The sequence below is a fragment of the Sporosarcina ureae genome (genome assembly GCF_002082015.1).
Taxonomy (GTDB): domain Bacteria; phylum Bacillota; class Bacilli; order Bacillales_A; family Planococcaceae; genus Sporosarcina; species Sporosarcina ureae_A.
This window is the reverse complement of record NZ_CP015109.1, coordinates 2,612,700-2,637,735: the sequence shown is the minus strand read 5'-3', so window position 1 is coordinate 2,637,735 and position 25,036 is coordinate 2,612,700. Positions and strand designations below refer to the sequence as shown.

19 protein-coding genes, 1 pseudogene and 2 riboswitches are annotated in these 25,036 nt (G+C 43.2%); of the genes and pseudogenes, 10 read left to right on the top strand and 10 right to left on the bottom strand.

What is annotated here, in order from left to right:
- Positions 1-13: 13 nt before the first annotated feature.
- Complete coding sequence (locus tag SporoP17a_RS12930) at positions 14-583, bottom strand: TetR/AcrR family transcriptional regulator (protein ID WP_083035058.1); 570 nt, start codon at positions 581-583, stop codon at positions 14-16.
- Between the two features lie 458 nt (positions 584-1,041).
- Positions 1,042-1,139, top strand: a riboswitch (TPP riboswitch).
- An 85-nt stretch (positions 1,140-1,224) separates the two neighbouring features.
- On the opposite strand from SporoP17a_RS12930, the gene SporoP17a_RS12925 reads away from it, so the two are divergent.
- Genes SporoP17a_RS12925 through SporoP17a_RS12915 form a run of 3 tightly spaced genes read left to right on the top strand, consistent with a single transcriptional unit; the run spans position 1,225 to position 3,781 of the window.
- Positions 1,225-1,995, top strand: coding sequence for an ABC transporter ATP-binding protein (locus SporoP17a_RS12925; protein ID WP_083036098.1), 771 nt, complete (start codon positions 1,225-1,227; stop codon positions 1,993-1,995).
- Positions 1,992-2,744: an ABC transporter permease gene (locus tag SporoP17a_RS12920; RefSeq protein WP_083035057.1), complete on the top strand. Its 753-nt coding sequence runs from the start codon at positions 1,992-1,994 to the stop codon at positions 2,742-2,744. The genes SporoP17a_RS12925 and SporoP17a_RS12920 overlap by 4 nt, the downstream gene beginning before the upstream one ends.
- Positions 2,741-3,781 (top strand): ABC transporter substrate-binding protein, encoded by a 1,041-nt coding sequence (locus SporoP17a_RS12915; protein WP_083035056.1) that lies wholly within the window; start codon positions 2,741-2,743, stop codon positions 3,779-3,781. Before SporoP17a_RS12920 ends, SporoP17a_RS12915 begins: the two co-directional genes overlap by 4 nt.
- 67 nt (positions 3,782-3,848) lie before the next feature.
- Here SporoP17a_RS12915 and SporoP17a_RS12910 read toward each other — a convergent pair whose 3' ends face one another.
- The gene (locus SporoP17a_RS12910) at positions 3,849-5,432 is read right to left on the bottom strand and encodes a S8 family peptidase (RefSeq protein WP_083035055.1); all 1,584 of its coding nucleotides are present in this window, start codon (positions 5,430-5,432) and stop codon (positions 3,849-3,851) included.
- A gap of 217 nt (positions 5,433-5,649) precedes the next feature.
- Between SporoP17a_RS12910 and SporoP17a_RS12905 the strand changes: the two genes are divergently transcribed.
- Complete coding sequence (locus tag SporoP17a_RS12905; RefSeq protein ID WP_083035054.1) at positions 5,650-6,723, top strand: YARHG domain-containing protein; 1,074 nt, start codon at positions 5,650-5,652, stop codon at positions 6,721-6,723.
- 106 nt (positions 6,724-6,829) lie between these two features.
- On the opposite strand, the gene SporoP17a_RS12900 is transcribed toward SporoP17a_RS12905, so the two are convergent.
- From SporoP17a_RS12900 to SporoP17a_RS12890, 3 genes are all read right to left on the bottom strand, one after another.
- Positions 6,830-8,044 carry a tetratricopeptide repeat protein gene (locus SporoP17a_RS12900; protein WP_083035053.1) on the bottom strand — a complete coding sequence of 405 codons (1,215 nt, stop codon included), beginning with the start codon at positions 8,042-8,044 and terminating at the stop codon, positions 6,830-6,832.
- Between the two features lie 84 nt (positions 8,045-8,128).
- Entirely contained in the window at positions 8,129-8,719 is a 591-nt protein-coding gene (grpE, locus tag SporoP17a_RS12895) for a nucleotide exchange factor GrpE (RefSeq protein WP_083035052.1), read from the bottom strand.
- A gap of 490 nt (positions 8,720-9,209) precedes the next feature.
- Positions 9,210-11,678, bottom strand: coding sequence for a S8 family peptidase (locus SporoP17a_RS12890; RefSeq protein WP_083035051.1), 2,469 nt, complete (start codon positions 11,676-11,678; stop codon positions 9,210-9,212).
- Positions 11,679-11,895: 217 nt separating this feature from the next.
- Positions 11,896-12,073, top strand: a riboswitch (Lysine riboswitch).
- A gap of 117 nt (positions 12,074-12,190) precedes the next feature.
- On the opposite strand from SporoP17a_RS12890, the gene dapA reads away from it, so the two are divergent.
- Positions 12,191-13,084: a 4-hydroxy-tetrahydrodipicolinate synthase gene (dapA, locus tag SporoP17a_RS12885; RefSeq protein ID WP_083035050.1), complete on the top strand. Its 894-nt coding sequence runs from the start codon at positions 12,191-12,193 to the stop codon at positions 13,082-13,084.
- Positions 13,085-13,181: 97 nt separating this feature from the next.
- Here the strand turns inward: dapA and SporoP17a_RS12880 are convergent, their stop codons facing one another.
- The 5 genes from SporoP17a_RS12880 to SporoP17a_RS12860 form a co-directional block, all read right to left on the bottom strand.
- The gene (locus tag SporoP17a_RS12880) at positions 13,182-14,831 is read right to left on the bottom strand and encodes a long-chain-fatty-acid--CoA ligase (RefSeq protein WP_083035049.1); all 1,650 of its coding nucleotides are present in this window, start codon (positions 14,829-14,831) and stop codon (positions 13,182-13,184) included.
- Between the two features lie 12 nt (positions 14,832-14,843).
- Complete coding sequence (locus tag SporoP17a_RS12875) at positions 14,844-15,596, bottom strand: 2-phosphosulfolactate phosphatase (RefSeq protein WP_083035048.1); 753 nt, start codon at positions 15,594-15,596, stop codon at positions 14,844-14,846.
- Positions 15,597-15,607: 11 nt separating this feature from the next.
- A complete protein-coding gene (locus SporoP17a_RS12870) occupies positions 15,608-16,666 on the bottom strand; it encodes a phosphotransferase family protein (RefSeq protein ID WP_083035047.1) in 1,059 nt (352 codons plus the stop codon).
- A gap of 60 nt (positions 16,667-16,726) precedes the next feature.
- The gene (locus SporoP17a_RS12865; RefSeq protein WP_335695487.1) at positions 16,727-17,299 is read right to left on the bottom strand and encodes a TetR/AcrR family transcriptional regulator; all 573 of its coding nucleotides are present in this window, start codon (positions 17,297-17,299) and stop codon (positions 16,727-16,729) included.
- A gap of 103 nt (positions 17,300-17,402) precedes the next feature.
- Positions 17,403-18,611: an acyl-CoA dehydrogenase gene (locus SporoP17a_RS12860; RefSeq protein ID WP_083036094.1), complete on the bottom strand. Its 1,209-nt coding sequence runs from the start codon at positions 18,609-18,611 to the stop codon at positions 17,403-17,405.
- A gap of 330 nt (positions 18,612-18,941) precedes the next feature.
- Here SporoP17a_RS12860 and SporoP17a_RS12855 point away from each other — a divergent pair, with 330 nt between their 5' ends.
- The 5 genes and pseudogenes from SporoP17a_RS12855 to SporoP17a_RS12835 all read left to right on the top strand — a co-directional run.
- Positions 18,942-19,547 carry a transposase gene (locus SporoP17a_RS12855; RefSeq protein WP_083035046.1) on the top strand — a complete coding sequence of 202 codons (606 nt, stop codon included), beginning with the start codon at positions 18,942-18,944 and terminating at the stop codon, positions 19,545-19,547.
- A gap of 176 nt (positions 19,548-19,723) precedes the next feature.
- Positions 19,724-21,439 (top strand): sigma 54-interacting transcriptional regulator, encoded by a 1,716-nt coding sequence (locus SporoP17a_RS12850; RefSeq protein WP_083035045.1) that lies wholly within the window; start codon positions 19,724-19,726, stop codon positions 21,437-21,439.
- 110 nt (positions 21,440-21,549) lie between these two features.
- Positions 21,550-22,725, top strand: coding sequence for an iron-containing alcohol dehydrogenase (locus SporoP17a_RS12845; protein ID WP_083035044.1), 1,176 nt, complete (start codon positions 21,550-21,552; stop codon positions 22,723-22,725).
- 20 nt (positions 22,726-22,745) lie between these two features.
- Positions 22,746-24,206, top strand: a complete 1,461-nt coding sequence (locus SporoP17a_RS12840; RefSeq protein ID WP_083035043.1) for a CoA-acylating methylmalonate-semialdehyde dehydrogenase — start codon at positions 22,746-22,748, stop codon at positions 24,204-24,206.
- Between the two features lie 211 nt (positions 24,207-24,417).
- Positions 24,418-25,008: pseudogene (locus SporoP17a_RS12835) on the top strand (zinc-binding dehydrogenase); the annotation flags it as partial.
- Positions 25,009-25,036: the final 28 nt, after the last annotated feature.

The following is a 25,036-nucleotide window of genomic DNA, read 5'->3' as shown; positions in this document are numbered from 1 at the left end:
CGTCATCCGCACATCACACTAACAAACTAGAGAAGATCGTATCGTTCAAAACGTCCGTGATTTGTTCTTCTGTCAATTGTTCATCATGCGTTTTTGACCAATCATTAACTAGCGCTACATAAGATTTGAATAAAAGATACGCAATCAGCTCGCTGTTACATGGCTTCAGTTCACCTTTTGCGACGCCTCGTTCAATTTTCCCAGCAATGAATTTCACTATTTCCTTCTCTATAGTAGTTAACACATCACCCACAGCAGGTGTACGCAATTCTTTTTCTTCTTCAATCAATTTAATGAATAACTGATGCGTTTCGCGAAATTTCAGCAACTGCATAATACGCGCATGAGCATTCTCTTGAAAAGACGCACCTTCCTTAGCTGTGCGCTCAGAGAGGTCTTTCATTTCTTCAACCATTTTCCAAACAATCGAATGAAATAACTCTTCTTTATTCGAGAAAAATGTATAGATTGTGCCCTTTCCCACGTTCGCAATCTTCGCTACTTGATCCATCGTGGTTGCTTTATAACCAAACATGGAAAATGATTTTTCAGCCGCCAACATAATTTCTTCTCTGCGATCCATTATGACACTTCCTTCAAAAAAAGTGACCAGAATACCATTCCGGTCTGTTAGTCATTATATTACATAGGTTATCCAGTAAATGCAACAGGATTGCTGATTCGTAATGAGATTGGGACAGAATAGAAAAAACGTAAGGGGAATGTCCTTTACGCTTTTTTTCTGTTCTTATCAGTAAATATTTTTTTAGAGTATAAAGTGTACCGGAACGGAGAAAGGCCGACTCCTGAGTGATCAGCGTGCGTCTTGAGACCTTGGACAGGTGCCTTAATTTCTGCAAAGTACACAGAAATACGGCAAAGCGAACCCTACGTTGTTCGCTTGGCTCAAGCCACGCCCCTCGGAAAGCGTGCCTTTCGGAGTGCAGGGAAACGGGGGTGAGATAGTTATGTCCCAGCCTCTTAGAATATTTACTAAATTGACATTGACTACTTTACTAGTCTATGTAACGATAAGAGAAGGAACAACACTAGGGGTGCTTTTGCTGAGAGAGGCGTACGCCTTAACCCTTGAACCTGCTCTAGATAATGCTAGCGGAGGGAAGTGGACATATGACGGATTTAGGCCGAACTATGCAACCGCTTCGAACAGAGAAGGGGTTTTTTTGTGTATATTTTTTTGAAGAAATGAGAAGTGGTAACCATATGACTACTAAAGTTTTAGAGTTCACAAATGTATCTTTTCATTATCAAGCAACCAATGCTTCAAAACCAACCGCGATTTTTGATCAAGTCGACTGGCATGTAAATGAAGGCGAATTCGTCAGCATCATTGGACCGAGCGGGTACGGAAAAAGCACGTTATTCCGACTGGTCACCGGTCTTGAGAATCCCGACAATGGGGAGATTTCATTGAACGGAGAAGTGACGACGAAGCGATTAGGCAAAGTCGGCTATATGCCGCAGCAAGACTTACTTATGCCTTGGCGAACGATTCTTGAAAACGTCCGACTACCGTTAGAACTTCAAGGCGGTAAACCGTCTGCCAATCAGATCATTCAACTCCTCGCTGACTTCGGACTTGCAGGCGAAGAAAACGCTTATCCTGGGAATTTATCAGGCGGGATGCGACAACGGGTTTCTTTTTTGCGAACGATCTTGACCGGCTCCAATATTTTATTACTGGATGAGCCATTTAGCGCGCTCGATGCGATCACACGGCTAACCATGCAAGAATGGCTGATGGATCAATGGCAAAAGCTCGATAAAACGATCGTGTTCATCACGCATGATATCGACGAAGCTTTATTCCTATCCGATCGCATCTTTGTACTCGCTGACAAACCGGTACAGACGATTCGCGAAATCATCGTGCCTCTTAGCCGACCACGCACTATGTGGGACTTGGCACGGCCCGAGCTGATAAAACTGAAAGAGCAACTTATTAGTGAGCTTCGTTCGGGGGCACGACTATGAAGAAGATCACTTCGTATAGTTGGTCTATACTTTTCGTTGCGATCTTACTCGGTGTATGGGAGATTAGCGCTCGTCTTTACGACAAAAGCTTTCTCTTCCCGTCTCCTTCAGCGATTTTAATTCGATTATGGGAGCTGAAAACGGAGCTGTTTATCCACCATTTACCTCCGACAGCTTTAACCATTTTCATTGGATTATCGATTTCAATCCTAATCGGATCCACACTGGCGATTGCGATGTATAGTAAGAAGCCGATCGAGCAGGCGTTTTACCCTATCCTAATCGCGTCGCAAACGATTCCCATCATTGCGCTCGCACCGATCTTCGTTTTATGGTTCGGCTACAGCATTTGGAGTAAAGTTGCGGTCACCGTACTCATCACATTTTTCCCGATTACCGTCAGCGTGTTCGACGGCTTACGCTCGTCAGATAAAAACTTACGGGAATTAATGCGAACAATGGGTGCATCCGCAAAAGACATTTTCTATAAATTAGACCTCCCTTCCGCTTTGCCATCTTTCTTCTCTGGACTCAAAGTGGCAGTAACACTGAGCGTGATCGGTGCGGCCATTGGGGAATGGCTAGGGGCTCAGGCAGGACTTGGATATTTTAGCAGAAGAATGATGACGCAATTTGACAGTGCTGCTGTATTCGCACCGATCGTCTTGCTTTCTGCGGTAGGCATTGTCTTTTTTCTACTCATCGTCATATTGGAAAAACATTTTTTACAATGGAGGAATCACCAATGAAAAAACGTCTGTTTCTAAGCATCACTTTTCTTCTTGTACTGCTAGCTGGGTGCAATACTGATAAGACTCCCGTAGCCGACGAAGAGACACCGAACAATGAAATGAAAAAAGTCAGCATCATGCTCGACTGGTATCCGAATGCAGTACATAGCTATATTTATGTAGCTCAGGAAAAAGGCTATTTCAATGAAGAGAACGTGGAAGTGGACATACAATTTCCTGCCAATCCGACTGACCCAATGAACTTGACCGCAGCAGGAAAAGTGACTCTTGGACTGTATTACCAACCGGATGTCATTTTAGCGCAAGCAAACGAGGGCATTCCAATTAAAGCCATCGCTTCCATTGTACGAGAGCCACTAAATTACACCGTCATGCTAGAGGAAAGTTCGATTCAATCACCTAAAGATCTTGAAGGCAAAACAATTGGCTATCCAGGGATTCCACTAAACGAATCTCTGATTAAAACGATGGTTACGAATGATGGCGGCGATTATGACAAAGTGAATATGATCGACGTTGGATTTGAATTGGAATCTTCACTCGTTTCAAAACGTGTGGATGCCGTGACCGGAACGTTTATTAACCACGAAGTGCCTGTCATGAGCTCGAAAGGCTTCAAGACACGCTACTTTAATCCAGTAGACTATGGCGTGCCGAATTATAGTGAAATCGTATTGTTGACGAGTGATGATACATGGGACAAAGAACAAGACGCAATCCAGGCTTTCTGGCGGGCAGCGCAAAAAGGTTATGAATTTATGAAAGAACAGCCCGAAGAAGCTCTTGACCTCTTGCTAAACAACCAAGATCAAGCGAACTTCCCGTTAGACAAAGCAATTGAAACCGAAAGTCTGAATGTATTATTGCCAAAAATGGATACAGACGGTGAAGCATTTGGTACGCTTAATGAAACATCTTGGGAAGAAGTGCGGGACTGGCTACATGAAATGGAATTGATCAAGACGAAACCTGAAGTAGACGATATGATCCTAGACGTCAGCACAGGTGAAATGTTTTCTAAAATAACGAACTAATATACAGAAAGAGCTATTGCGGAAGTCTCTATGACTCATCGCAATAGCTCTTTTTGATTATATGGAATTAGCGAGGCGATACCGTAAACTTCACGGCAAATGATTTTTTCATTGCCACGCCCTTTTCATTCTGCAACCCTTGATCTACGCGTAAATAATGAACTCCAGGTTGCCAGTCTGTAGTGGGGGTAATGAATAATTGCGTATGATCTTCAAAATTCACTTTCGCTGTAAAGCTTTCAATACGTTCTGTGCTATTTGGCGAACGCGTAATATAAATATGTCGAGCATAGTCTTTTCCAAGTTGCAAATCGCTAGTAAATTTGATCTTGAATACTTTACTCGGTTGTGCATTCAGTTCTGGAAAATCGCCCTTGAACTCATTTGGCGGAATGGATGTAGAAACAGCCGGCAATGCATGGCTCAGTTTCTCTAAATTTACTACACCTGCGCCAAAATAAATATCTTTACCCGGTGCGCCTAAGTCTGTCGCGGTTACTTCCAATAACTGTCTGACTTCAACGGGCGTTGCTTCAGGCTTCAATGATTTTACCAAAGCCGTTGCACCTGCCACGATAGGTCCGGAAAAAGACGTTCCACTGACTGACTTATAACCATTCGAAAGAGTAGTCGTGTAGATTGCCGCGCCTGGAGCGACTAAGTTAACGTGAGAGTTATAGTTTGAAAAGGAAGCGCGCTGATGATCTCTATCTGTTGCACCAACTGAAATGACGGAAGGGTACGATGCAGGATACATGATCAAATTTCCTTTTGTCGCATCATTCCCTGCAGACGATACAACCGTGATCCCCGCTTCAACCGCACGCAGAATTGCTTTTTCTTCCAATTGAGAAGACGTGCTACTTCCGTAACTCATATTGATTACATCGACTTGTTTCTTGATGGCATAATCAATCGCCTGAATACTATCTGACACTTTACTGAGTCCGTTCAGATGTGAGATTTTCAACGGCAATATTTTGGCGTCAAATGTTCCTGCAATACCTACTATGCCTAGATTATTTCCAGCCTTAGCAGCGACTACACCTGCGACTGCCGTTCCGTGGCCATTGACGTCTTGAACATTCGAGTTGTTTGCGTAAAAGTTATAACCACCCGGCTGAATTCGTCCCTGTAAATCTTCATGTTGTAAGTCAATACCGGAATCAATGACCGCCACAATAACCGTTTTCTTTTGCTCTTGCGCTCTAGACCACATCCACTGTGGCTTCACTTGTGGAATCCACCATTGCTTCACAAGAATAGGATCATTAAATACGATATGCGAGTAGCGTTCATAATTCGGTTCAACATGTAAAACATTCGGATCTTCAAGTAGTTGTTCCTTCATGACTAGCATTTCTTCTGAATCTGTAAAACTCCATAATTCCACTTCGTCTGTGATAGGTTCCCGGCTTTCTACACCCGGTAAGCTTCCATCTAGAGAAAATGCCTGACGGTTTTCTTCGTACTCTACCAATAGCTCATTTGAAACTACTTCTGCACTAACTACCCCTTTGTATCCAAAGACCGCTAGCAATCCAAAATATACAATGAAAAGTATGTGATGCTCTTTCTTCATTCGCCCCTCTTTTCTTCCCTGCCACACTTTAGTCATACGGGATTCTTTTAAACTAGTATAACTCGTCATTTACCATCTTCATACATTTAATACGTTAGATAGGACGATCTTTACGTGGCGTATTATGAAAATCTCCATGTAATGAATACTCTACAACTCTCTTCTCAATGAAGTAACCACCCTTACATCTAGAATAATCCCGTCAGTCATAGTATAATCTTGACTACATTGGTATCTATTCTTGCTTTCAAAAGATAGAGCCATAGCATGAAGTAGGAGAATACGTATGAAAAAATGTCCAATATGTAATGAAATGAATACAAATCAGCAAGAATACTGTACACACTGTAAGGCGTTTCTTGCCTCACGTTATTCCAATAAAAAACGAACGTTTTTGAAGACACCACTGTATCCCATTTTATTGATCGCTGTCGTGCTTGTCGCGACTATAAGCTATTACACTATTGAAAATAAGTATGGTCGGAAAGCAATAACAGAGCAATTCATTTCAGCGCTGATCGAGCAAGATCGAGATGAGTTGCATGAATTGATCGTACCGAAAGATAGTCGTATTTCAATCGATGGAGAAAGCATACAAGCCTTACTTACATTGGTTGAGAAAAACCCTTCCTTGGTACAAGTAGTGGAAAGCCATTTACAAGAACAGACCGACGATGGCATGTTCTCCATACGTGCGGTTGGTAAGCGGTTCGGCTTCTTTCCTCGCTATACGATTAATCCAGCGGGCTATATCCTCAAAGTGAAATCCATCGGGGACGAAACGGTGCTATCCATTCACGATACAGAAATGGGCTATATTAAAAAGAGTGAAGAACAAGCAGAATTCGGCCCGTACATGGCTGGGATCTATCCCATTAAAATGACAACAACTATAGATGATGAAAGCGTGCGTGAGGAAATTCAAGCGAATGTATTTGGAGCGAAACAAACGATTCATCTCGCTTTTGACTCCATCAAAGAATTAGCCACCGCAACCAACGTGGAAACCGACAATGATGTACCAGTTGTACAAAATGACGTCCCGAAAGAAGAACCCGTCGAAACGGTTATTGTCAAAGAAGTGATTAAAGAAATACCAGCTGATGATTCAAATGACCATTTCATCATCTCATACAGCGGTGACGTGTTCCTTGACAAATCCGACTTAAAAGGATTGTCAAAAGACGACTTACGTTTAGCGCGCAATGAAATCTATGCACGGCATGGCTACGTATTCAAGTCAAAAGAATTGCAAAACTACTTTGGCTCACAGTCTTGGTATGATCCGGACCCATCCTTCGATGGCAAGATGTCCAAGTGGGAAAAACATAATATTGAATTGATTAAATCTCTAGAATAAACAAAGGAGCAATTCGTGAAGTCGGCTCGGCTTCACGAATTGCTCCTATTTTTTATTTAGCGCGGTGTGGATGCCCAATAGCACGACACCACAACCCCTATGAAACTCAACTAGCCTCTTCTTCACTACCATTCTCACCATCTACTACCAACTTCTTCATCGCCCTTGCTTCGTACGTCACCCAATCTTCGTCTGGCTTGTTCATCAATTCATCCAGAATCGAAACAGCTTTCGCATCCTCGCCGAGCTGCCACAACGCACGACTTTCTTGAAGGCGGATTCCCTCTCGATAAGGCGACTCCTTATAATTTACATCTTTTTCTTTACGAAATGCTTTCGCGATGTTCACCACATCTTCATACTTCCGCTCACGCAAATAACTTGACGCTAAGAAGTACGAGGCATCGTCTGTGAAGTAATCACTTTCTTCTGTACGCACAGCATATTCCAAGTACACAACAGCTGCTGGGAAGTCTTCTTTTATAAATTGCTTATAGCCTTCGTTGTAATACGTTTTCGCTGCTTCATTGGAAACGAATTCAAGCTCAGTTTCTTCTTTAGGTTGTGCGATCACTTCTTCAACCGGCTTGTCCTCCTTAGGCTCCGTCTCCGTTATAGCTGGCTTTTTCGCCGGTGCGGTAGTTGGCGACTCCGTAGCGATTTCAGGTGACGCCATGAGATTGGCAACTAACCAGACGACGAACACTAATAAGACAGTCGCTGTACTAGCGAGAAATACTGCCGCTTCTTTTTTCAGCTTACGTTTGCGCTTAGGTTTCGGAACCGGCCGTGCGATGTCTGGACGTGGAGGTTCTGCTGCCACGACTCGCTTGATTGTCGGATCATCGAGCGCATACATAGGTAACTCCGCTATGTAGCGAGATAAAGGGTCACTTTCATAACGCGCCAACAACACCGTTTTCATTCGATAGAATTCAATGGGAATAGGCAGTTTTCCTGCAAGTTCCATCGCGTGATTTATAGTATGTAGTGCTTTTTCACCGAATCCTAGCTGAATTTCCGAAACGGCATCATTATATTTAGCGATGATCTGCGTATACGTGTCCCAATTGTCCACAATCGTTTGCTGTAACTTGATGGCATATAACTCGTCGCTATCTAATTCCTTCAAGTAGGCTAATGCCACATGCAAATTCCCGACCTTACTTTCAAGCAATGCTTTATGCCATAGAATTTGCTTGCGGCTCACATTCATTTTTTCCAATTCGCGTATCGTACCCAGCGCCAGTGTATAACGCTTCTGTCGTATTTCTTGTTGCATTTGCTGTATCAGCATAGGAACGTTAGTAAATGAACTCATCGAATCACCTCCACCTACTAAACGGGCGTACGTCGTGACTCACCCATTGATCATTTGTAATGCTCGTCATAAACGTTCCCCCTTTTACGAAACCGTTTTCACTAATGCATCTTGAATGACTTGACCTTCTATTGCAAAAGCCCTACGGAATACAGCTGCTACTTTAAAACGCTCAATTCCTTGCGCTTCTTCAGCAGGTATAGTTCCAACTACTTCCATATAACTTTCATCGAAATACTCATCGTACACCGTTAACTCTTGTATACCGATTTCTTCAAGCAAACGATGGGCTTGATCTATCGCTGCATCTAACTGTGCAAGTAAATCAACAGATTCAGGATCAACTGTCTGACGCACATCTTCAAATAAAGTAAAAATTTGCACCGCACGTTTTGCCATTTGTACTCGGTCTTGCAATGCTTCATCTTGCAAACGTGTAATTGCTTCATCAACAGGCAAGACGGCCTGATTGCTTTCGAGCAACTCTTCTAAAGAGCGGAAACTCGTCGATGTAAACTGCTGGAACTGCTTCAAATCTTCTTGCGTGACAGGCTTCTCAATAGGATCCACTTCGAAATCTTCAATTGTAATTTTCTCCAGTTGTAATAATTCTTTATCCAATAAACGCTGCAACTCTTCCGGCCTGTTATTCGCGGACTCATGTATAGTACTCATCGAATTCCCCTTTTCAGAAAACATATATAAAGCAAGAAAAGCCCAGGCTAAGCTTAGGCTATTATACTGATAAGATAGCACTTTTTGGTGGCTAACACAATACTGGGCCACGAATTGTCGAAGGAATGAGGTGACTTTGATACGTGGAATGACGGGTTGTTACAGGAAGTAGCATGGATAGACAGAAGAGGCTGGGACATAACTATCTCAACCCGTTTCCCTGCACTCCGAAAGGCATGCTTTCCGAGGGGCGTGGCTTGAGCCAAGCGAACAACGTAGGGTTCGCTTTGCCGTATTTCTGTGTACTTTGCAGAAATTAAGGCACCTGTCCAGGGTCTCAAGACGCACGCTGATCCCTCAGGAGTCGGCCTTTCTCCGTTCCGGTACACTCTGACACTCTAAAAAAATATTTACTGATAAGAACAGAAAAAAGCGTAATTCCCCTTACGTTTTTTCTGTTCTGTCCTTACCTCTTCATTTGGTAATTGATTTACTTATAGCCTGAATAAAACATCATTCTACTTTCTTTATGTAAGGTAAGTAGGTGAGTGTTCTGAACATTTTTCGTCACCGTAAGATAATGAGAACCTTCATTCCAAGACGTATTCGGTTGAATCCATAGCTGTTTGAAATTCAGTGGATTTACTTTGGCCGTGAAGTCAAGGACCCGTGTTCCACCGTCTGAGTCCCTTGAGATAACAATGTCTTGACTATAATCCTTTAACGGAGATAATGGCTGAGTGAATGTGACAGTGAATACTTTATTTGCGAGGACCTTCTGATCATCAAAGTCACTCGTAAACTCGTAGCCTACACCGTTACGCACTACGTTGACTGTCGCAATCGCCGCGGCTCCATTTGCCCTAGCCGTCACAAATACGGTACCGACTTTTTTGGCTGTGACGACTCCGCGCTGATCAACTTCTACGATAGAGGGATCGGAAGAAGACCAGATGACCGTTTGATCCGTTGCGTTAACTGGATGAACTGCAGCGTACAATGCGAATTTCGATTCCGTCGTCGTATCCGTCACAGTGACCCGTAAAGTTTTCACGACATTTCCTACGTAAAAAGTAATAATAGCGTTCCCAGGATTGTTCGCGACGACCATGCCTTCGTTGTCAACTGTGGCGACATCGGAATTCGTTGATTCCCAATCAAATGTTTCATCCTCTTCATTCAAGAAGAACTTTCTCTCATCCACTTTCATCCACACATCCCCCAACAAGAAGTTCGGACGTTGAGGCACTAGTTTACTTGGGGTGAAATGACTAGATATTTCGTATTCATGATTCGTAAAAAAGTCTTCATTGGCAGCTGTCTGAGACACTTTTAGATAATACTGACCCGCCGGCAACTCTACTTCCATGGATAAACCATTCTGACCGTTGAACATCTTTTGATCATCGGCTTTTCCAATCCAATTCTGCTTTTCATCGTATAGATCCACACGCAGAAACTGATTATTGTAACCACCAGCAAAATCTTCTTTGGTCCATTCGCCTTCCACTTTCAATGTACCTGGAGTCTGCCATGCCACTTGATAGAAATCCATGTCTTTAGAAGTCTCCGTGATCGTTCCTCTTACGTTGGCATTTTCGTAAAGCCAATTAGCTTGTTTGAATGTATTATTGGGTTCTTGTTCATAAACTATATTCATCGCAGAATTCATCGTAGCAAGTTGAGTAAGTGCGACAGTCGGAGAGTTCACACCACTGGCCAAGTCCATCGTTACTGCTTCAGCACTTAATTCCACGCTGTGCACTGGAATCTTTTGAGCAGGAAGCATTTGATGCACTCGTTCCAAGCTGAGTAAACCTGATCCGAAGTATAAAGAAGTTCCAGGTTCCGCCAAACGTGTTGCTGTAGATTGAAGTATCTCTTTGATCTCTTGCGGTGTTTTTTCCGGTTGCAATGACTTTACAATAGCTGCCGCTCCCGCCACAATCGGTGATGAAAATGAAGTTCCTTCACCTACACCGTAATCCCCTTCATTTGTAGTCGTGAAAATAGACGTTCCTGGCGCTACTAGAGTCAAGCTTTCATTGTAGTTCGAGGACTTCACATGCTGATTACGTTGATCGGTCGAACCGACCGATATCACATGTTCATATGACGCTGGATAAAAAGGTCGATTATCTTCCTCTGCTTTATTACCAGCTGCCGCCACTACAGTGATGCCCGCTTGAATTGCACGTTGGATCGCTCGTTCTTCAATATCCGATTTCACCGGGCCGCCAAGACTCAGGTTGATCACGTCTGCCTTTAGCTTCACCGCGTGATCAATGGCTGCGATAATATAGGACGTTTTCGTTGTCTGGCTAGCCCCGAATACTTTTAACGGCAAAATTTTCACGTCAAAAGGACCCGCTATTCCTGAAACGCCTTCACTATTACCGTACTCTGCAGCGATGATCCCCGACACCTTAGTTCCATGGCCGGTTTCATCACGCACATTACCATTATCGTTATAGAAATTCTGTCCCCCTAGTTGAATTCGCTTCTGCAAATCTACATGTTGCGTATCAATACCTGAATCAATTACCGCTACAGTTACGTCCTTCTTCTGTTCAGACACACGTGACCAAATCGTTTCTGCACCCACACGTGGGAGCCACCATTGTTCCACAATATACGGGTCATTGGAAGATTCAGCTGCCAAGTGTCTTTCAACATTTGCTTCTATAAGTAAAACATTCGGATCTTCCTGAAGTTCACGTCTAAGTGTTTCTGCGTCTATACCTTCCTTTACACTCCATAACTCCACGTCAGAAGAAATCTTCTTACGCACTTCCACTCGCCCTTCTAGTTCCTCACTAAAAGTCATGCGAGCGTCTTCCGCATATTCCACTAGCCACTCGGTAACTGGTGATTGTGCGTGACTATGTATGGGTTTACTCGTAATGAATCCAAAAAATATCGATACTAACAATAAAATAACCAAACTACTTTTCTTCATAACATTCCCCTTTCCTCATTCATTGGCTCTATCAAATGAATGACTTTAGTCTATGTTACCCCGTGACATTCAATAGAACTAGAGTTAATTCCATTTTAATGAAAATTACAGAGATCCATCCGCTGTTTATAAAAATTAAAAAGTATTGGTTGCATTTCTCTCGTATACCAAGTAAAGTAGGGGTTAATTAAACTTTCACTTATTTCGATTATTCGGAAATAAGGATAGAGGCGCAAAAACCATTAGTACACAATCGGAGAATCATGAGGTTCTGTGAAGATTGTCGAAAGGGGAATTTGCCGAAGCGGTGAGATTCTCATGATCTCTAAGCTGATCCTGGACTGAACAAGTGCAGGATTGTCATATAGGAGACTATATGGTGGGCTATCTCGTGCAAAGAAATAATTCATTATTTCAACGCAACAGCGAGCCCTCGTTGTTGCTTTTTGCGTTCAATTACGTTTCGCCCCCACCTCTATGTTTTTTAATAAAATGATAGGATGTGGAGAATAATGAATTTCGGATCAATTATGACAGCGATGGTTACTCCGTTTGACGAAAGAGGAGACATCGATTACCCAGCGACACAACACTTAATCAATCACTTACTAGCCAATGGAACAGACGCGTTAGTCGTCGCAGGTACGACGGGTGAATCCCCTACGCTTACTGCGCAAGAGAAAGTGGAACTATTCAAGTTCACCGTGCAAACTGTTGCAGGACGTGCACCGGTTATTGCCGGTACAGGAACGAACAGTACAAGAGAATCGATTGACCTAACGATCCAAGCAGAAGAAGCTGGCGTTGACGGCATCATGCTTGTCGTACCATACTATAATAAGCCGTGTCAGGAAGGGTTGTTCCAGCACTTCCAGACGATCGCACAAACGACTACATTGCCAGTCATGCTCTATAACATACCAGGACGTAGCGCAGTAAATATGTTGCCTGAAACGATTATCCGATTAGCTAATAACGTTTCGAATATTACATCTGTCAAAGAAGCAAGCGGTAATTTAGACGCCGTTGCAGCCATTATCGAACATACCGGAGACGATTTCTTTGTCTATACAGGTGATGACTCGTCTACACTTCCTGTACTGGCTATTGGCGGCACAGGCGTCGTATCGGTTTCCGCTCACATTATAGGCAATGAAATGCAAGAAATGGTGCGTCACTTCAAAATGGGCAACACAAAGCAAGCGGCTACGATCTACCGCGGCCTATTGCCCATCATGAAAGCGATGTTCGCTGCTCCAAACCCTTCACCTACGAAGGCTGCATTGAACTTGACAGGCGTACCGGTTGGCGGTGTTCGTTTACCCATGATTGCGTTGCCTGACGAACAAGTAGAATCATTGAAAGACCTTCTAGCTCTTCGTAATCAATCCGTAGTCGGACTGTGAGTAATAAAATAGAAGCTGCACCGAGAAGACGTAACGATACAGTCTTTTCGGTGCAGCTTTTATATTCACTTCTATGAATAAAAGACGTAGTTACCGCTTATGCATCCTGCAACTGACGCCATAAAATCTTTCCACTACTCGTAGTTGGGAAACTATCACGGAACTCGACGATCCGTGGATATTTATAACTCGCCATCTGCTCCTTCGACCATTCGATAATCTCTTCGCCAGTTACTTTTCCTTTATACCCTTCATCCAAAATAATGAGTGCTTTTACGGTTTCACCACGCACTTCATCAGGAGACCGAACGACACACGCCTGCTGAACCGCTGGATGTTTATATAGAATCGACTCCACTTCAGTCGGCCATACTTTAAATCCAGCTGCATTGATCATCCGTTTAACGCGGTCTACGATAAAGAAATAGCCTTCGTCGTCCATTCGTACAATATCGCCCGTGCGGAAAAATTGTTTACCGTCTAGCAGTAGATGGCTCGCTTTCGTTTCTTCTTCTTGATTATAATACCCTTTAAACAGTTGAGGCGCATGGACCACTAGCTCGCCTTCCTCTTCTACTCCGAGTTCTTCTCCAGTCGTCGGATCAATAATACGGGCATCTACACCGAATGCAGGAATACCAAGACACTGCAATTTAGGTCGATTCGGTGGATTGAAATGAGTATGCGACATCGTTTCCGAGAGACCGTACCCTTCTACATAATCAAGTCCCGTTCGTTGTCGTAGTTTTTCACCCACTGCAATAGGAAGCGTTGCTCCTCCGCCACCGACGATTTCTAGAGATGAAATATCGTAATCAGCGAGCTGAGGATTCGCGAGGAAATCGATCAGCATCGTACTAATATTGATCCAGTGGCTGACTCGGAAGTGCTCAATCGCCTTCATTGCATAATCGCGATCCCATCTCGTTAAAATCACCGTATTACTCCCTGCCAAAATAGGATTCAGCGCACTGTGCGTCAGTCCTGTTACATGGAATAAAGGCAAACTTGTCAATACCACCGTGTCTGGACCCATCGTCATCCAGTGATACGAACCTGTCGTATTGGCCTGCACTGTACGATTCGTATGGATACAGCCTTTTGGTGCGCCAGTCGTTCCTGACGTATACGGAATCATCGCCATATCGTCACTCTCACCTGTGTAGGCTGACGGGGTTTTAGCTGCATGTAGCGCAAATTTCCACGAAATAGTCTCAGCTAGTTCCTTAGCAGGTGCCTTTACTTCTGCAGGTATTTCAGCTAATGCTTTTCCTTCATTAATATAATCCGAATAAGCGGCAGATATCACGGTTTGAAGTGTCGTCGTACCTATTAGCGGCTCTAGTTTCGGATACAGTTCCTGTCCAATAAACGCCAGTCGAATGTCTCCGTCTTCCAAGAAAAACTGCAAATCTTTAGTCGTACTCATCGGATTGATCGCGACAACGACTGCCCGCACGCGCAATATTGCAAATAAACTCACGAGAAACTGTGGCGAGTTTTGCATAAGTAGCAAAACACGATCCCCTTTTTTCACTTGGCATTCGTGTTCAAGATAGCCTGCCATCTTCTCTGTTTCGTCCAGTAATTGACTGTACGTTGCGGATCCTCCATAAAACTCATAAGCAGTTTTGTTCGGATATTTCTTCGCAGTGATCGCCAAATTATCATAAATCGTTGTTTCAGGTAATGTAAGAGATTTGGCAAGACGCGGTGGCCAAAATTCAAAATGAGCTGTATGTTTCATTCAATTCACTCCTCAATTATTGTATACGCCTACAAACGGATCACAGACAACTTCATGACCAGACAAATATGGTGCGACTTCCAGCTTTTCTTTTTGACTGACGAAATGTAAATCCTCGCTTACTCCCATTTCCAGCATTGCGCTGCCTACTTGTGTTTGTGCGAGTACTATTTCATTTTGATCCTTCTGACTGTCGTAAAACAGCTTGGCTCCGAGCGCACTGTCCGTTAATTGAACGGCATTCTCTCCGGCTAGCTGAATGAGCTCGGATAAAAAGTACCCTGCACCGTAGAAGTCTTCTAAGCAAAATTGATTGGCAGATCCTGCACAAGTGATCAAAATCGTTTCATCTTCATATTCTTCATACACTTTTCTAGCTACTGCTGGGCTATTCAATAATGATGCAATCCATACTTTACGCGCAGCTGCAGCTTTTCGGATCGCCACTGTACCGTTAGTCGTTCGTAGGATCAACGTTTTATCCGCGACCTTTTCTTGAAGGGCTAGCGGCAATGGATAGGAGAACCCATCAATTGGCAAGCCGTTCCACTCACCCGCCATACAATACTCATCGATCGGCAAGTTTTTCGCAATCTCATGCGCTTCCTCTTCATCAGCTACCGGAATAACTGCCCGCGCACCAAACGACAGGCAGGCAGAAATCGTAGAAGTTGCTAATAACACATCAAAGACGACAACCGTTTTCGACGCATCGAGCTTCGTCTCATCCAACTCTTCTTTCTTAAAAAGCAAATGGATTTTCACCCTGTCACCCCTTACTTCCTAGCGCTAAGTAACGCGTACTGAATTAGATTTTCAACAAACACATGGAAGTGAGCAAAGCGTTGATCTTGCGTTTGTCCCTTTTTATAGCGGTAATAAATCTGCTGGCAAATGACGGCTAATTTGAAGTAGGCAAACGTCAAATAATAATCGATCGAGCTGACATCACGTCCGCTCTTCTCTGCATAGCGTTGGATAAATTCATTTCTTGTGAAAAACCCTTCCATCACTGTAACGGGTGGTTTACCCAGCCCTTTTTTCAGCATTTCGGGATCATCTGCCTGTATCCAATAACTCATCGCAGCGCCCACGTCAGCGAGTGGATCGCCTACTGTCGTCATTTCCCAGTCAAACAGCCCTGTCATTTCGGAATAGTCTTCTGAAAACATCGCATTGTTTAATTTATAATCGTAATGAATTATCGTAGGCTCTGCCGACTCGGGTACATGACTCTTCAAGTACGCAGTCAATTCATCCAGGCCTTTCACGTCATCCGTTTTCGCACGTTCATAGCGCCCGATCCACCCGGCAACTTGCCGCTCCATAAAGCCTTCAGGTTTCACCATATCCACTAACTTCGTCTTCTTATAATCTACTTGATGCAAACTGACCAATTGCTCTACTAGTAATTCAGAAATCTTGCGGCCGAGTTCAGGCGTATAGGCTGTGTCGTCAGGAAATTCCGTGTCTAGCACGATGCCATTTCGCCGTTCCATAATGAAAAATGGACTTCCGACAATCTCTTCATCGTTAGAAAATACATATGGTTTTGGAGCTGCTTTAAAATACGGATGCAAAGTCGATAAAATTTGATATTCTCTCTCCATATCATGTGCTTTCGGTGCAACTGGCCCTAGTGGCGGTCTACGCAACACTGCTTCCCATTCATTAATCCGCAGAAGATACGTTAAATTCGAATGCCCCGCACTAAACTGGCGAATGTGTAATTCCCCTTCTGGCGCTTCTGGAATATGATCATGAATAAAGTGTTGTAGCTTCTCTTTATTCAATTCTTCTCCAGACCGTACGTCAATTGTTGTAGCATGCTCCATAGTACATCCTCCTTTTTATACTAACCAGTAGGTATGTTTTACATAAGCTGATTTCTCAGCTTAGCGCGGTATGATACCTTCAAGTAAAAGACTGGAAAATAGTTCAATCAATTCATCCGCAGACATATTCCCTTTTGGATTGAACCAGTTGTAGCTGTAATTCGTAATGCCTAATACGCCGAATGCCACAATATCTGCACGCAAATCTTGACGGAATTCACCCGCTTCGATGCTATCCGTAATCAGCTGCTCGATATTTAAGCGAAACAGATCCCGTTGTTTTTCAATCGTATCGACATTCTGTTCAACTAAATGACGCATTTCACGGAAAAACACGCGACCGCTTGGCCCGTTATACTGAATATCATGGATCAGCAATGCGATAATAGCTTCTAGCTTTTCACGACCTGATAAGTGATCCGATTCTAAAATCGTCTGTTGGCGTTTCAGTAAATCCGAAATATATTCCAAATGAATTTCCATCAATAATTGTTCTTTACTATTGAAATAATAATAGAATGTTCCTTTTGTCACACCGATTGCTTCGACTATATCTTGAATCGATGTATCACTAAACCCTTTCTCTTCAAACAACAACACACTCGCTTGTGTAATTTTAGCTTTCATACTCATTCCCCGACCCTCTTCATGTTATTTACCTCATACTATATCACATTTTGGCGGATCGAATCTTCACGCGGAATGAATGAAATGGAACTCTGATCATACCTAACATTTATCGATACTTCTTCAATTCCAATCTAGCAATCTGTCTTGAATGCACTTCATCTGGACCATCTGCAATACGCAACGTTCGGGCTCCTGCATACATATATGCAAGCGGGAAGTCTTCACTTACACCCGCTCCGCCAAATGCTTGAATCGCCCGGTCAATCACTCGCAACGCCATATTCGGTGCCACCACTTTAATCATAGCGATTTCTGCTTTCGCAACTTTATTGCCGACTGTATCCATCATATACGCAGCTTTTAACGTCAGCAGACGAGCCTGTTCAATATCCATCCGTGATTCCGCAATCCATTGTTGCACGACACCGTGATGCGAAATCTTTTCGCCAAACGTCTCCCGTTCACTTGTTCTCTTGCACATCAATTCAAGTGCACGTTCAGCCGCACCGATTAAACGCATACAATGGTGAATACGGCCAGGCCCTAATCTACCTTGCGCAATTGCAAACCCTTTCCCTTCGCCCCACAATATATTTTCTGCTGGCACACGTACATCGGTAAAGAGAATTTCTGCGTGTCCATGCGGTGCATCATCATAGCCGAAAACAGGTAGCATACGCTCCACTGTTACACCTTTTGCATCCATCGGCACAAGGATCATCGATTGCTGTTCATGTTTCGCCGCATTTGGGTCACTCTTGCCCATAAAAATCATCACTTTACAGCGAGGATCTCCGGCACCTGAAGTCCACCATTTCCTACCGTTTATCACATACTCATCGCCGTCGCGTACAATACTCGATTCAATATTCGTCGCATCACTCGACGCCACGTCCTTTTCCGTCATCGCAAACGCTGAGCGAATCTCCCCTTCAAGTAAAGGCTCGAGCCATTGCTTCTTCTGCTCATCCGTACCATAACGCGCCAACACTTCCATATTGCCAGTATCCGGCGCATTACAATTGAAAATCTCCGGTGCAAAGAATGAACGCCCCATAATTTCACAAAGCGGTGCGTATTCCACATTCGTCAATCCCGCCCCATAACTATCATCTGGAAGAAACAAATTCCAAAGCCCCTTCTCTTTCGCCTTCGCTTTCAATTCATCTATAATCGGCGGCACCTTATTCCAACGGTCTCCTTGTTCCTCTTGCTGCTGACGAAACACACTTTCGTTTGGATAAATATACTCTTCCATAAATTGCGTCACTTGCTTTTGTAACTTTACTACTTTCTCGGAATATGAAAAGTTCATCATCTATAACTTCCTTTCGTTTATACTAACCAGTTGGTATGTTCTGAATATTCTACTACTATACTGGATTTGTTGTGGGGTTGCAAGGGTGGTTTTTCGGTTTTCGTGGCGCGGTCCTCGATACGGTACCAGGTCCCCGCACAATTCGCACACAATTCACTCAGGAATTCAATTCTTCCATAGTAATAGCCATACAAATTCAATTCTTCAAATCGTCAAAGTGATTCGTATGCACTTTACGCTTTACAGAATTCAATTTTTCTTCTTTGACCAAAACAAAACTTCTCTTCTATACTCAACATATTCTTAAAATAATAGGAGGAGAAATCAATGGCCAGACATAAACGGAATTGGAGGCCGAATGCAAACTACCATGTTGTCATGCGCGGCAATAACCGACAGAACATCTACAACACCGAAGAAGATATGTGGCACCTGATGCGATGCATAGGCCATGCTTCGATCGACTATCAATTCACCATTTTTGCGTTCTGTATCATGACAAATCATTATCACATTCTACTGCAATCCGAAGACAACTTATCTAAAATCATGCGGCATATTAATCGGAAATACAGTGATTATTACTCTAAACGGTACGGCTATGTCGGACAACTTTACCAAGGCCGATATTATTCTAAAGAAGTAAAGTCCCCTTATGCAATGCTTGCGGTAAGCCGCTATATTCACCGCAACCCGATCGCAACAAAAACACCTTTGGTCAAGCATTTGGCTGATTATCCATTTAGCACATTCCCCTACTATCATTCTTCTGATCCGGCACCTTATCCGTATATTGATACATCAAAACTACCGCAATGCCTACCTCAACCATTTGAGAAATCTGCAAAAGCCTATGTAAACTATTGTTTGATGGAAATAGAGGATATATTGAAAGTCCGCAAAAGTACTGACATTCTAGACGTCCTAACGTAATTCCAATACGACTTTTTGTATTGCATATTTGTTTTTCTGAATTGTTTCAAATTGTTTGGGGACCTGGCACCGTTACCTCTACTGCTGTACCCTCTCCAGTGTTCTCGTGCACATGTTGAATCTTCAAGCTATAATTAAATAAAATGAAGTAAAATAGATATCCTCTGGAGGCTTTTATGTTTAACGATTCATTTATTAATACACTCGTACAGTTTGAAAATGATAAAAAGTGGATGTCTGTAGCGAATTGGATGAATGAAAACTTTTCGGTCATCCGATCGGACAAGACGTTGCTTGAAGCAGCGAAGATTTTGAAGGATATGAACATAGAGTATCTTCCTATTGTTGATCAGCAACATAGGCCAGTCGGTATGCTGACTCCCCACCATATTTTCGAAGCATTCGTCACTGGACGTGATCAACACGTATTGCTTGAGACTATATTGCCCATGCAAGTAACTGAAATAGATGAACATATATTATTAAGTGAACTTCCCATAGACTCCGATCATACGAATGTCTTTATGGCGACCAATCAACAAGGGGTACTCACTGGCCTACTCACTCAAAACGAGATCTTTAAAGGGTTAACAGCGTTGATGGAGAGTTATATACAAAATGAAAAAGTGACCGATATTTTATCTGTCATTCTTGAAAAAGCGTATGAAGGAATCGCTGTAGTCGATGAGAATGGAGTGATCATCGAATTCAATGATGCATATAGTAAATTCACAGGCGTACCTAGATCCGAGGCAATGGGAAGGCATGTAACAGATGTTATTGAAAACACCAATTTACATGAAACGGTCCAAAAAGGCATCCCAGAAAGAGGCGTTCTACAAAATATACAAGGACAAGACATGGTCGTTCATCGAATCCCGATCTGGAAAAACGGTAGAGTAGTCGCGGCAATTGGGATGCTCATTTTTGAAGGGGTTTCAGATATCTATCGAATCTACGAACGGTTGCAATTGCAGAAAGTCATGACCGATACAGAACTCCCTCCCCTATCATCTGAAGGCTTTTCGAGTCTCAGTCAAATTATCGGAACGAGTGAAGCGATATCCGACTTGAAAAGAAAAGCAAGGACTGCGGCACGGACACGAGCTGTCGTTTTACTATCAGGTGAAAAAGGTACGGGTAAAAAGGCATTCGCAGAAAGTATTCATTTATTAAGCCCAATCGCATCAAAACCGTTTGCAATCATACACTGTACGGTAGAGAACTCAAAAAACGTGGAAGAACAACTTTTTAGCATGAATGGAATTCTCATTTCGGGCAATGAAAGCACGCTCTACTTACAAGACATTGAAGCGTTATCTATGACTATACAAATGAAGCTATTGGACTTTTTAAGACATGCTCCAGAAGACTTCCCTGTTCAATTAATCATTTCTTCTACACAGAATTTATATGAATTAGCCCAAAGTGATGCATTCAGTTCCGAATTATATGCCCAACTCAATCCGTTGCAACTGACCATCCCTGCACTTCGTAACAGGAAAGAAGATATTCCCCATTTACTGTCACACTATATGCAGGAAATATGCTTCATGCATAAAATGCAAGAGAAGTCTTTCACCACTTCCGCTGTAACGTACTTGATGAATTACGAATGGAAGGGCAATATTGAAGAATTAATTGATGTACTTGAAGGCTTAGTCAGTACGGTGGATTCCGATAGTATCGACGTATCAGACTTACCTAAAATGATTGTAGATGGACAAAGCATCCATAGTTTGGAAAAGATTAAAGAAAAACAAGACGCGGAAGAAAAAAAGATGATTATCGATTTATTAGATAAAACAGATGGCAATAAATCAAAGACTGCGGAGCTACTCGGTATCCATAGAACGACATTATACAAAAAAATGAGAAAATTTAATATTTGACCAGAGTGTAGCCGTAATGCTACACTCTGTTTATAAATAAAAGTGTAGCTTATTCGCTACACTTTTTTCATTACTGCTTTACACGTATTATAATTTAAGGAGCTGATTTAATGGAAACTTGCAAAACGTTTCAAATGCCACCTACCATACTGTATCAGCAACATTCATTTGAACAGATCGGTGAAAAAGCCGTCCTTCTCGGTAAGAAAGCATTGATCATCAGCGACCAAATTATGCACCAACTCGGTTACGTAAAAGATTGCCAGCAGAAATTATCAGATCATTCCGTCGACAGTGTACTATTTCTCGGTGTAGCTTCAGAACCAAATGATCAATACGTGGATGAAGCACTTCAATTATATCAAGACGAACAATGCGACTTGATCATTTCATTAGGTGGCGGAAGCTGTATCGATACAGCGAAAGCGGTTGCAGTAGTTGCGATTAACGGTGGAAACATTGCAGACTATGTCGGCATGAAGAAAATTGCCCACACGGCATCTGTCCCTCATATTGCGATTCCAACCACTGCAGGGACCGGTTCAGAAGCAACAGATGTAACGGTCATCACGAACTCAGCAACGAAAGTGAAAATGATGATCAAACAACCTGCTTTCATGCCGAATGTGGCCATTGTTGATCCATTGTTGACGCTCTCATCTCCTCAAAAAGTAACAGCTGCGACGGGTGTAGACGCACTAAGCCACGCGATTGAAGCGTACATATCTAAAAAATCGCATCCGATGACAGATATGATGGCATTGTCTGCAATCAAGTTAATTTCAAAGAATTTGCACAAAGCCTTCATTGACGGTCAAAATATTGAAGCGAGAGAAGGCATGTCACTCGCTGCCCTTCAAGCTGGAAGTGCGTTCTCCAATGCGTCTGTTTGTTTAATCCATGGAATGTCTCGTCCAATTGGTGCCCTATTTGATGTGCCGCACGGTTTCTCAAATGCGATGCTTTTACCTGCTTTACTGGAGTATAGCAAAGATTCATGTATTAGTAGACTTGCAGACATCGGTCGAATCTTCTCTACCAAAGCAGTACAATTATCAGATGAGGATGCTGCAGAAGTTGCTGTGCAATCTGTGAAGGACTTATGTAAATCGCTACAAATTCCAAATCTCGAACAATGGGGAATCCCACGTGAAGATTTTGTAAGCGCTCTCAGCAAAATGTCTACAGACGCAATCGATAGCGGGAGTCCTGGCAATAACCCGAAAACGCCTTCCAATGAAAAAATCGCAGAGCTGTATCAAATATGCTATGAATATCAATTTTAATACAATAGGAGGTCATTTATATGACAACAAATTCTACATTAACAGTACAAAACTATATTAACGGTGAATGGGTATCCGCTACGACAGAACAAACGGAGCCTGTATATAATCCCGCCACTGGAGAAGTAGTTGCCCATGTTCCCATCTCAACAAATGAGGATATAGATCGCGCAGTAGAAGCTGCAAGCGAAGCATTCATTACTTGGAAAGAAGTACCCGTCCCACGTCGCGCACGTATTCTCTTCAAATATCAGCAGCTCTTAGTAGATCACTGGGATGAACTCGCCAAAATTATCACAGTTGAAAACGGAAAAAACTTTACCGAAGCGCACGGCGAAGTGTTACGTGGAATTGAATGCGTAGAATTTGCCACAGGAGCCCCTACTTTGATGATGGGAGACAACTTGCCATCCATCTCATCCGGTTTAGAATCTGGAACATATCGCTATCCAATCGGTGTCGTCGGTGGAATCACACCATTCAACTTCCCGATGATGGTGCCATGCTGGATGTTCCCGATGGCGATCGCCACAGGGAATACATTTGTACTTAAGCCATCTGAACGTACGCCGATGCTTGCTAACCGCTTAGCTGAACTGCTCGAAGAAGCGGGCTTACCAAAAGGCGTCTTCAATATTGTGCATGGAGCACATGATGTAGTAAACAGTATTCTCGATCACGAAAAAGTCGCTGCCATTTCCTTTGTAGGATCTCAGCCCGTCGCAGAGTACGTCTACAAACGCGGGACGGATAATTTAAAACGCGTTCAAGCACTAGCTGGTGCGAAAAATCACTCCATCGTACTAAAAGATGCGAACTTAGAAAATGCCGCTACACAAATCATCAACGCAGCATTCGGTTCAGCCGGCGAACGTTGCATGGCTTGTTCAGTCGTCGCGGTAGAGGATGATATTGCAGATGAATTTGTCGAAGCCTTACTCAAGAGAGCAAATGAACTTACCATTGGAAATGGTTTGGACGAAGGAATCTTCCTCGGACCTGTCATTCGTGACACACATAAAGAACGAACAGAACAATACATTGCCACTGGCGAAAATGAAGGCGCAACATTGGTTCGCGACGGTCGCCAAGACAACGCAGCTAAAGAAAAAGGATATTTTGTCGGACCTACCATCTTTGATCACGTAACGAGTGAAATGAAAATTTGGCAAGACGAAATTTTCGCCCCTGTTCTATCTATCAGCCGTGTGAAAAATGTAGATGAAGCGATCGAGTTATCAAATAAATCCAGGTTCGCAAACGGCGCGTGTATTTTCACAAGAGACGGTGGAAACGTACGGAACTTCCGTGAAAACATCGACGCGGGAATGCTCGGATTAAACATCGGTGTACCTGCACCTATGGCCTTCTTCCCGTTCTCCGGTTGGAAAGATTCCTTCTACGGTGATCTACATGCGAACGGAAAAGATGGACTGAACTTCTATACACGTCAGAAAGTACTTACTGGTCGTTGGGAGTAATCACTATACAATACGCAAACACCTTCTCTTCGTTTTAAACAGAGAGAAGGTGTTTTACGTATTATCGAATGGTAATTATCTGGATAGTTTCGAATTTCGTAGGGGCCTGGTACTGTGTCGAAGCAGAATTGTGCCTGAATTGCGTGGGGACCTGGTACCGTGTCGAAGCAGAATTGTGCCTGAATTGTGTGGGGGCCTGGTACCGTGCCATAAAGCCGCACCTATTCTTTGTGCAGGCGTGACAACCTATAAAGCATTGAAAGTATCCAGTGCAAAGCCAGGAGACTGGGTCGCGATTTACGGCATCGGTGGATTAGGCCACGTAGCGCTACAGTATGCGAAAGCTATGGGGTTCAATGTAGTGGCGGTGGATATTGCGGATGAAAAATTAGAACTTGCGAAGAAACTCGGAGCTGACATTACAATCAACGGCAAAAATGAAGATCCTGCCGAAGCCATTCAAAAGCAAGTCGGTGGCGTACAGGCGGCTATTAGCGTAGCGGTAGCCCAAGTACCATTTGAGCAAGCGTATCGTTCCGTTAAACGTGGCGGCACATTGGTTGCAGTCGGACTTCCACATGAAGATCTACCGATTCCTATTTTCAATACGGTTCTAAACGGCATTACAGTAAAAGGTTCTATCGTTGGAACACGGATTGATATGAAAGAAGCGTTGGACTTTGCTGCGCGCGGTAAAGTGAAAGCGCAGATTGAGACGGCTCCTCTTTCCGAAGTCAATACGATTCTTGAAAAGTTGGAAAAAGGACAGATTAATGGACGTATTGTGTTGACGTTTGATTGATCGTCAACCGGCTTACTGAAATGTACTC

What these genes read in the sequence shown, in the direction of transcription:
- SporoP17a_RS12930 (WP_083035058.1), bottom strand. Translation starts at nt 583, where the DNA reads ATGGATCGCAGAGAAGAAATTATGTTGGCGGCTGAAAAATCATTTTCC.
- SporoP17a_RS12925 (WP_083036098.1), top strand. Translation starts at nt 1,225, where the DNA reads ATGACTACTAAAGTTTTAGAGTTCACAAATGTATCTTTTCATTATCAA.
- SporoP17a_RS12920 (WP_083035057.1), top strand. Translation starts at nt 1,992, where the DNA reads ATGAAGAAGATCACTTCGTATAGTTGGTCTATACTTTTCGTTGCGATC.
- SporoP17a_RS12915 (WP_083035056.1), top strand. Translation starts at nt 2,741, where the DNA reads ATGAAAAAACGTCTGTTTCTAAGCATCACTTTTCTTCTTGTACTGCTA.
- SporoP17a_RS12910 (WP_083035055.1), bottom strand. Translation starts at nt 5,432, where the DNA reads ATGACGAGTTATACTAGTTTAAAAGAATCCCGTATGACTAAAGTGTGG.
- SporoP17a_RS12905 (WP_083035054.1), top strand. Translation starts at nt 5,650, where the DNA reads ATGAAAAAATGTCCAATATGTAATGAAATGAATACAAATCAGCAAGAA.
- SporoP17a_RS12900 (WP_083035053.1), bottom strand. Translation starts at nt 8,044, where the DNA reads ATGAGTTCATTTACTAACGTTCCTATGCTGATACAGCAAATGCAACAA.
- grpE (WP_083035052.1), bottom strand. Translation starts at nt 8,719, where the DNA reads ATGAGTACTATACATGAGTCCGCGAATAACAGGCCGGAAGAGTTGCAG.
- SporoP17a_RS12890 (WP_083035051.1), bottom strand. Translation starts at nt 11,678, where the DNA reads ATGAAGAAAAGTAGTTTGGTTATTTTATTGTTAGTATCGATATTTTTT.
- dapA (WP_083035050.1), top strand. Translation starts at nt 12,191, where the DNA reads ATGAATTTCGGATCAATTATGACAGCGATGGTTACTCCGTTTGACGAA.
- SporoP17a_RS12880 (WP_083035049.1), bottom strand. Translation starts at nt 14,831, where the DNA reads ATGAAACATACAGCTCATTTTGAATTTTGGCCACCGCGTCTTGCCAAA.
- SporoP17a_RS12870 (WP_083035047.1), bottom strand. Translation starts at nt 16,666, where the DNA reads ATGGAGCATGCTACAACAATTGACGTACGGTCTGGAGAAGAATTGAAT.
- SporoP17a_RS12865 (WP_335695487.1), bottom strand. Translation starts at nt 17,299, where the DNA reads ATGAGTATGAAAGCTAAAATTACACAAGCGAGTGTGTTGTTGTTTGAA.
- SporoP17a_RS12860 (WP_083036094.1), bottom strand. Translation starts at nt 18,611, where the DNA reads ATGAACTTTTCATATTCCGAGAAAGTAGTAAAGTTACAAAAGCAAGTG.
- SporoP17a_RS12855 (WP_083035046.1), top strand. Translation starts at nt 18,942, where the DNA reads ATGGCCAGACATAAACGGAATTGGAGGCCGAATGCAAACTACCATGTT.
- SporoP17a_RS12850 (WP_083035045.1), top strand. Translation starts at nt 19,724, where the DNA reads ATGTTTAACGATTCATTTATTAATACACTCGTACAGTTTGAAAATGAT.
- SporoP17a_RS12845 (WP_083035044.1), top strand. Translation starts at nt 21,550, where the DNA reads ATGGAAACTTGCAAAACGTTTCAAATGCCACCTACCATACTGTATCAG.
- SporoP17a_RS12840 (WP_083035043.1), top strand. Translation starts at nt 22,746, where the DNA reads ATGACAACAAATTCTACATTAACAGTACAAAACTATATTAACGGTGAA.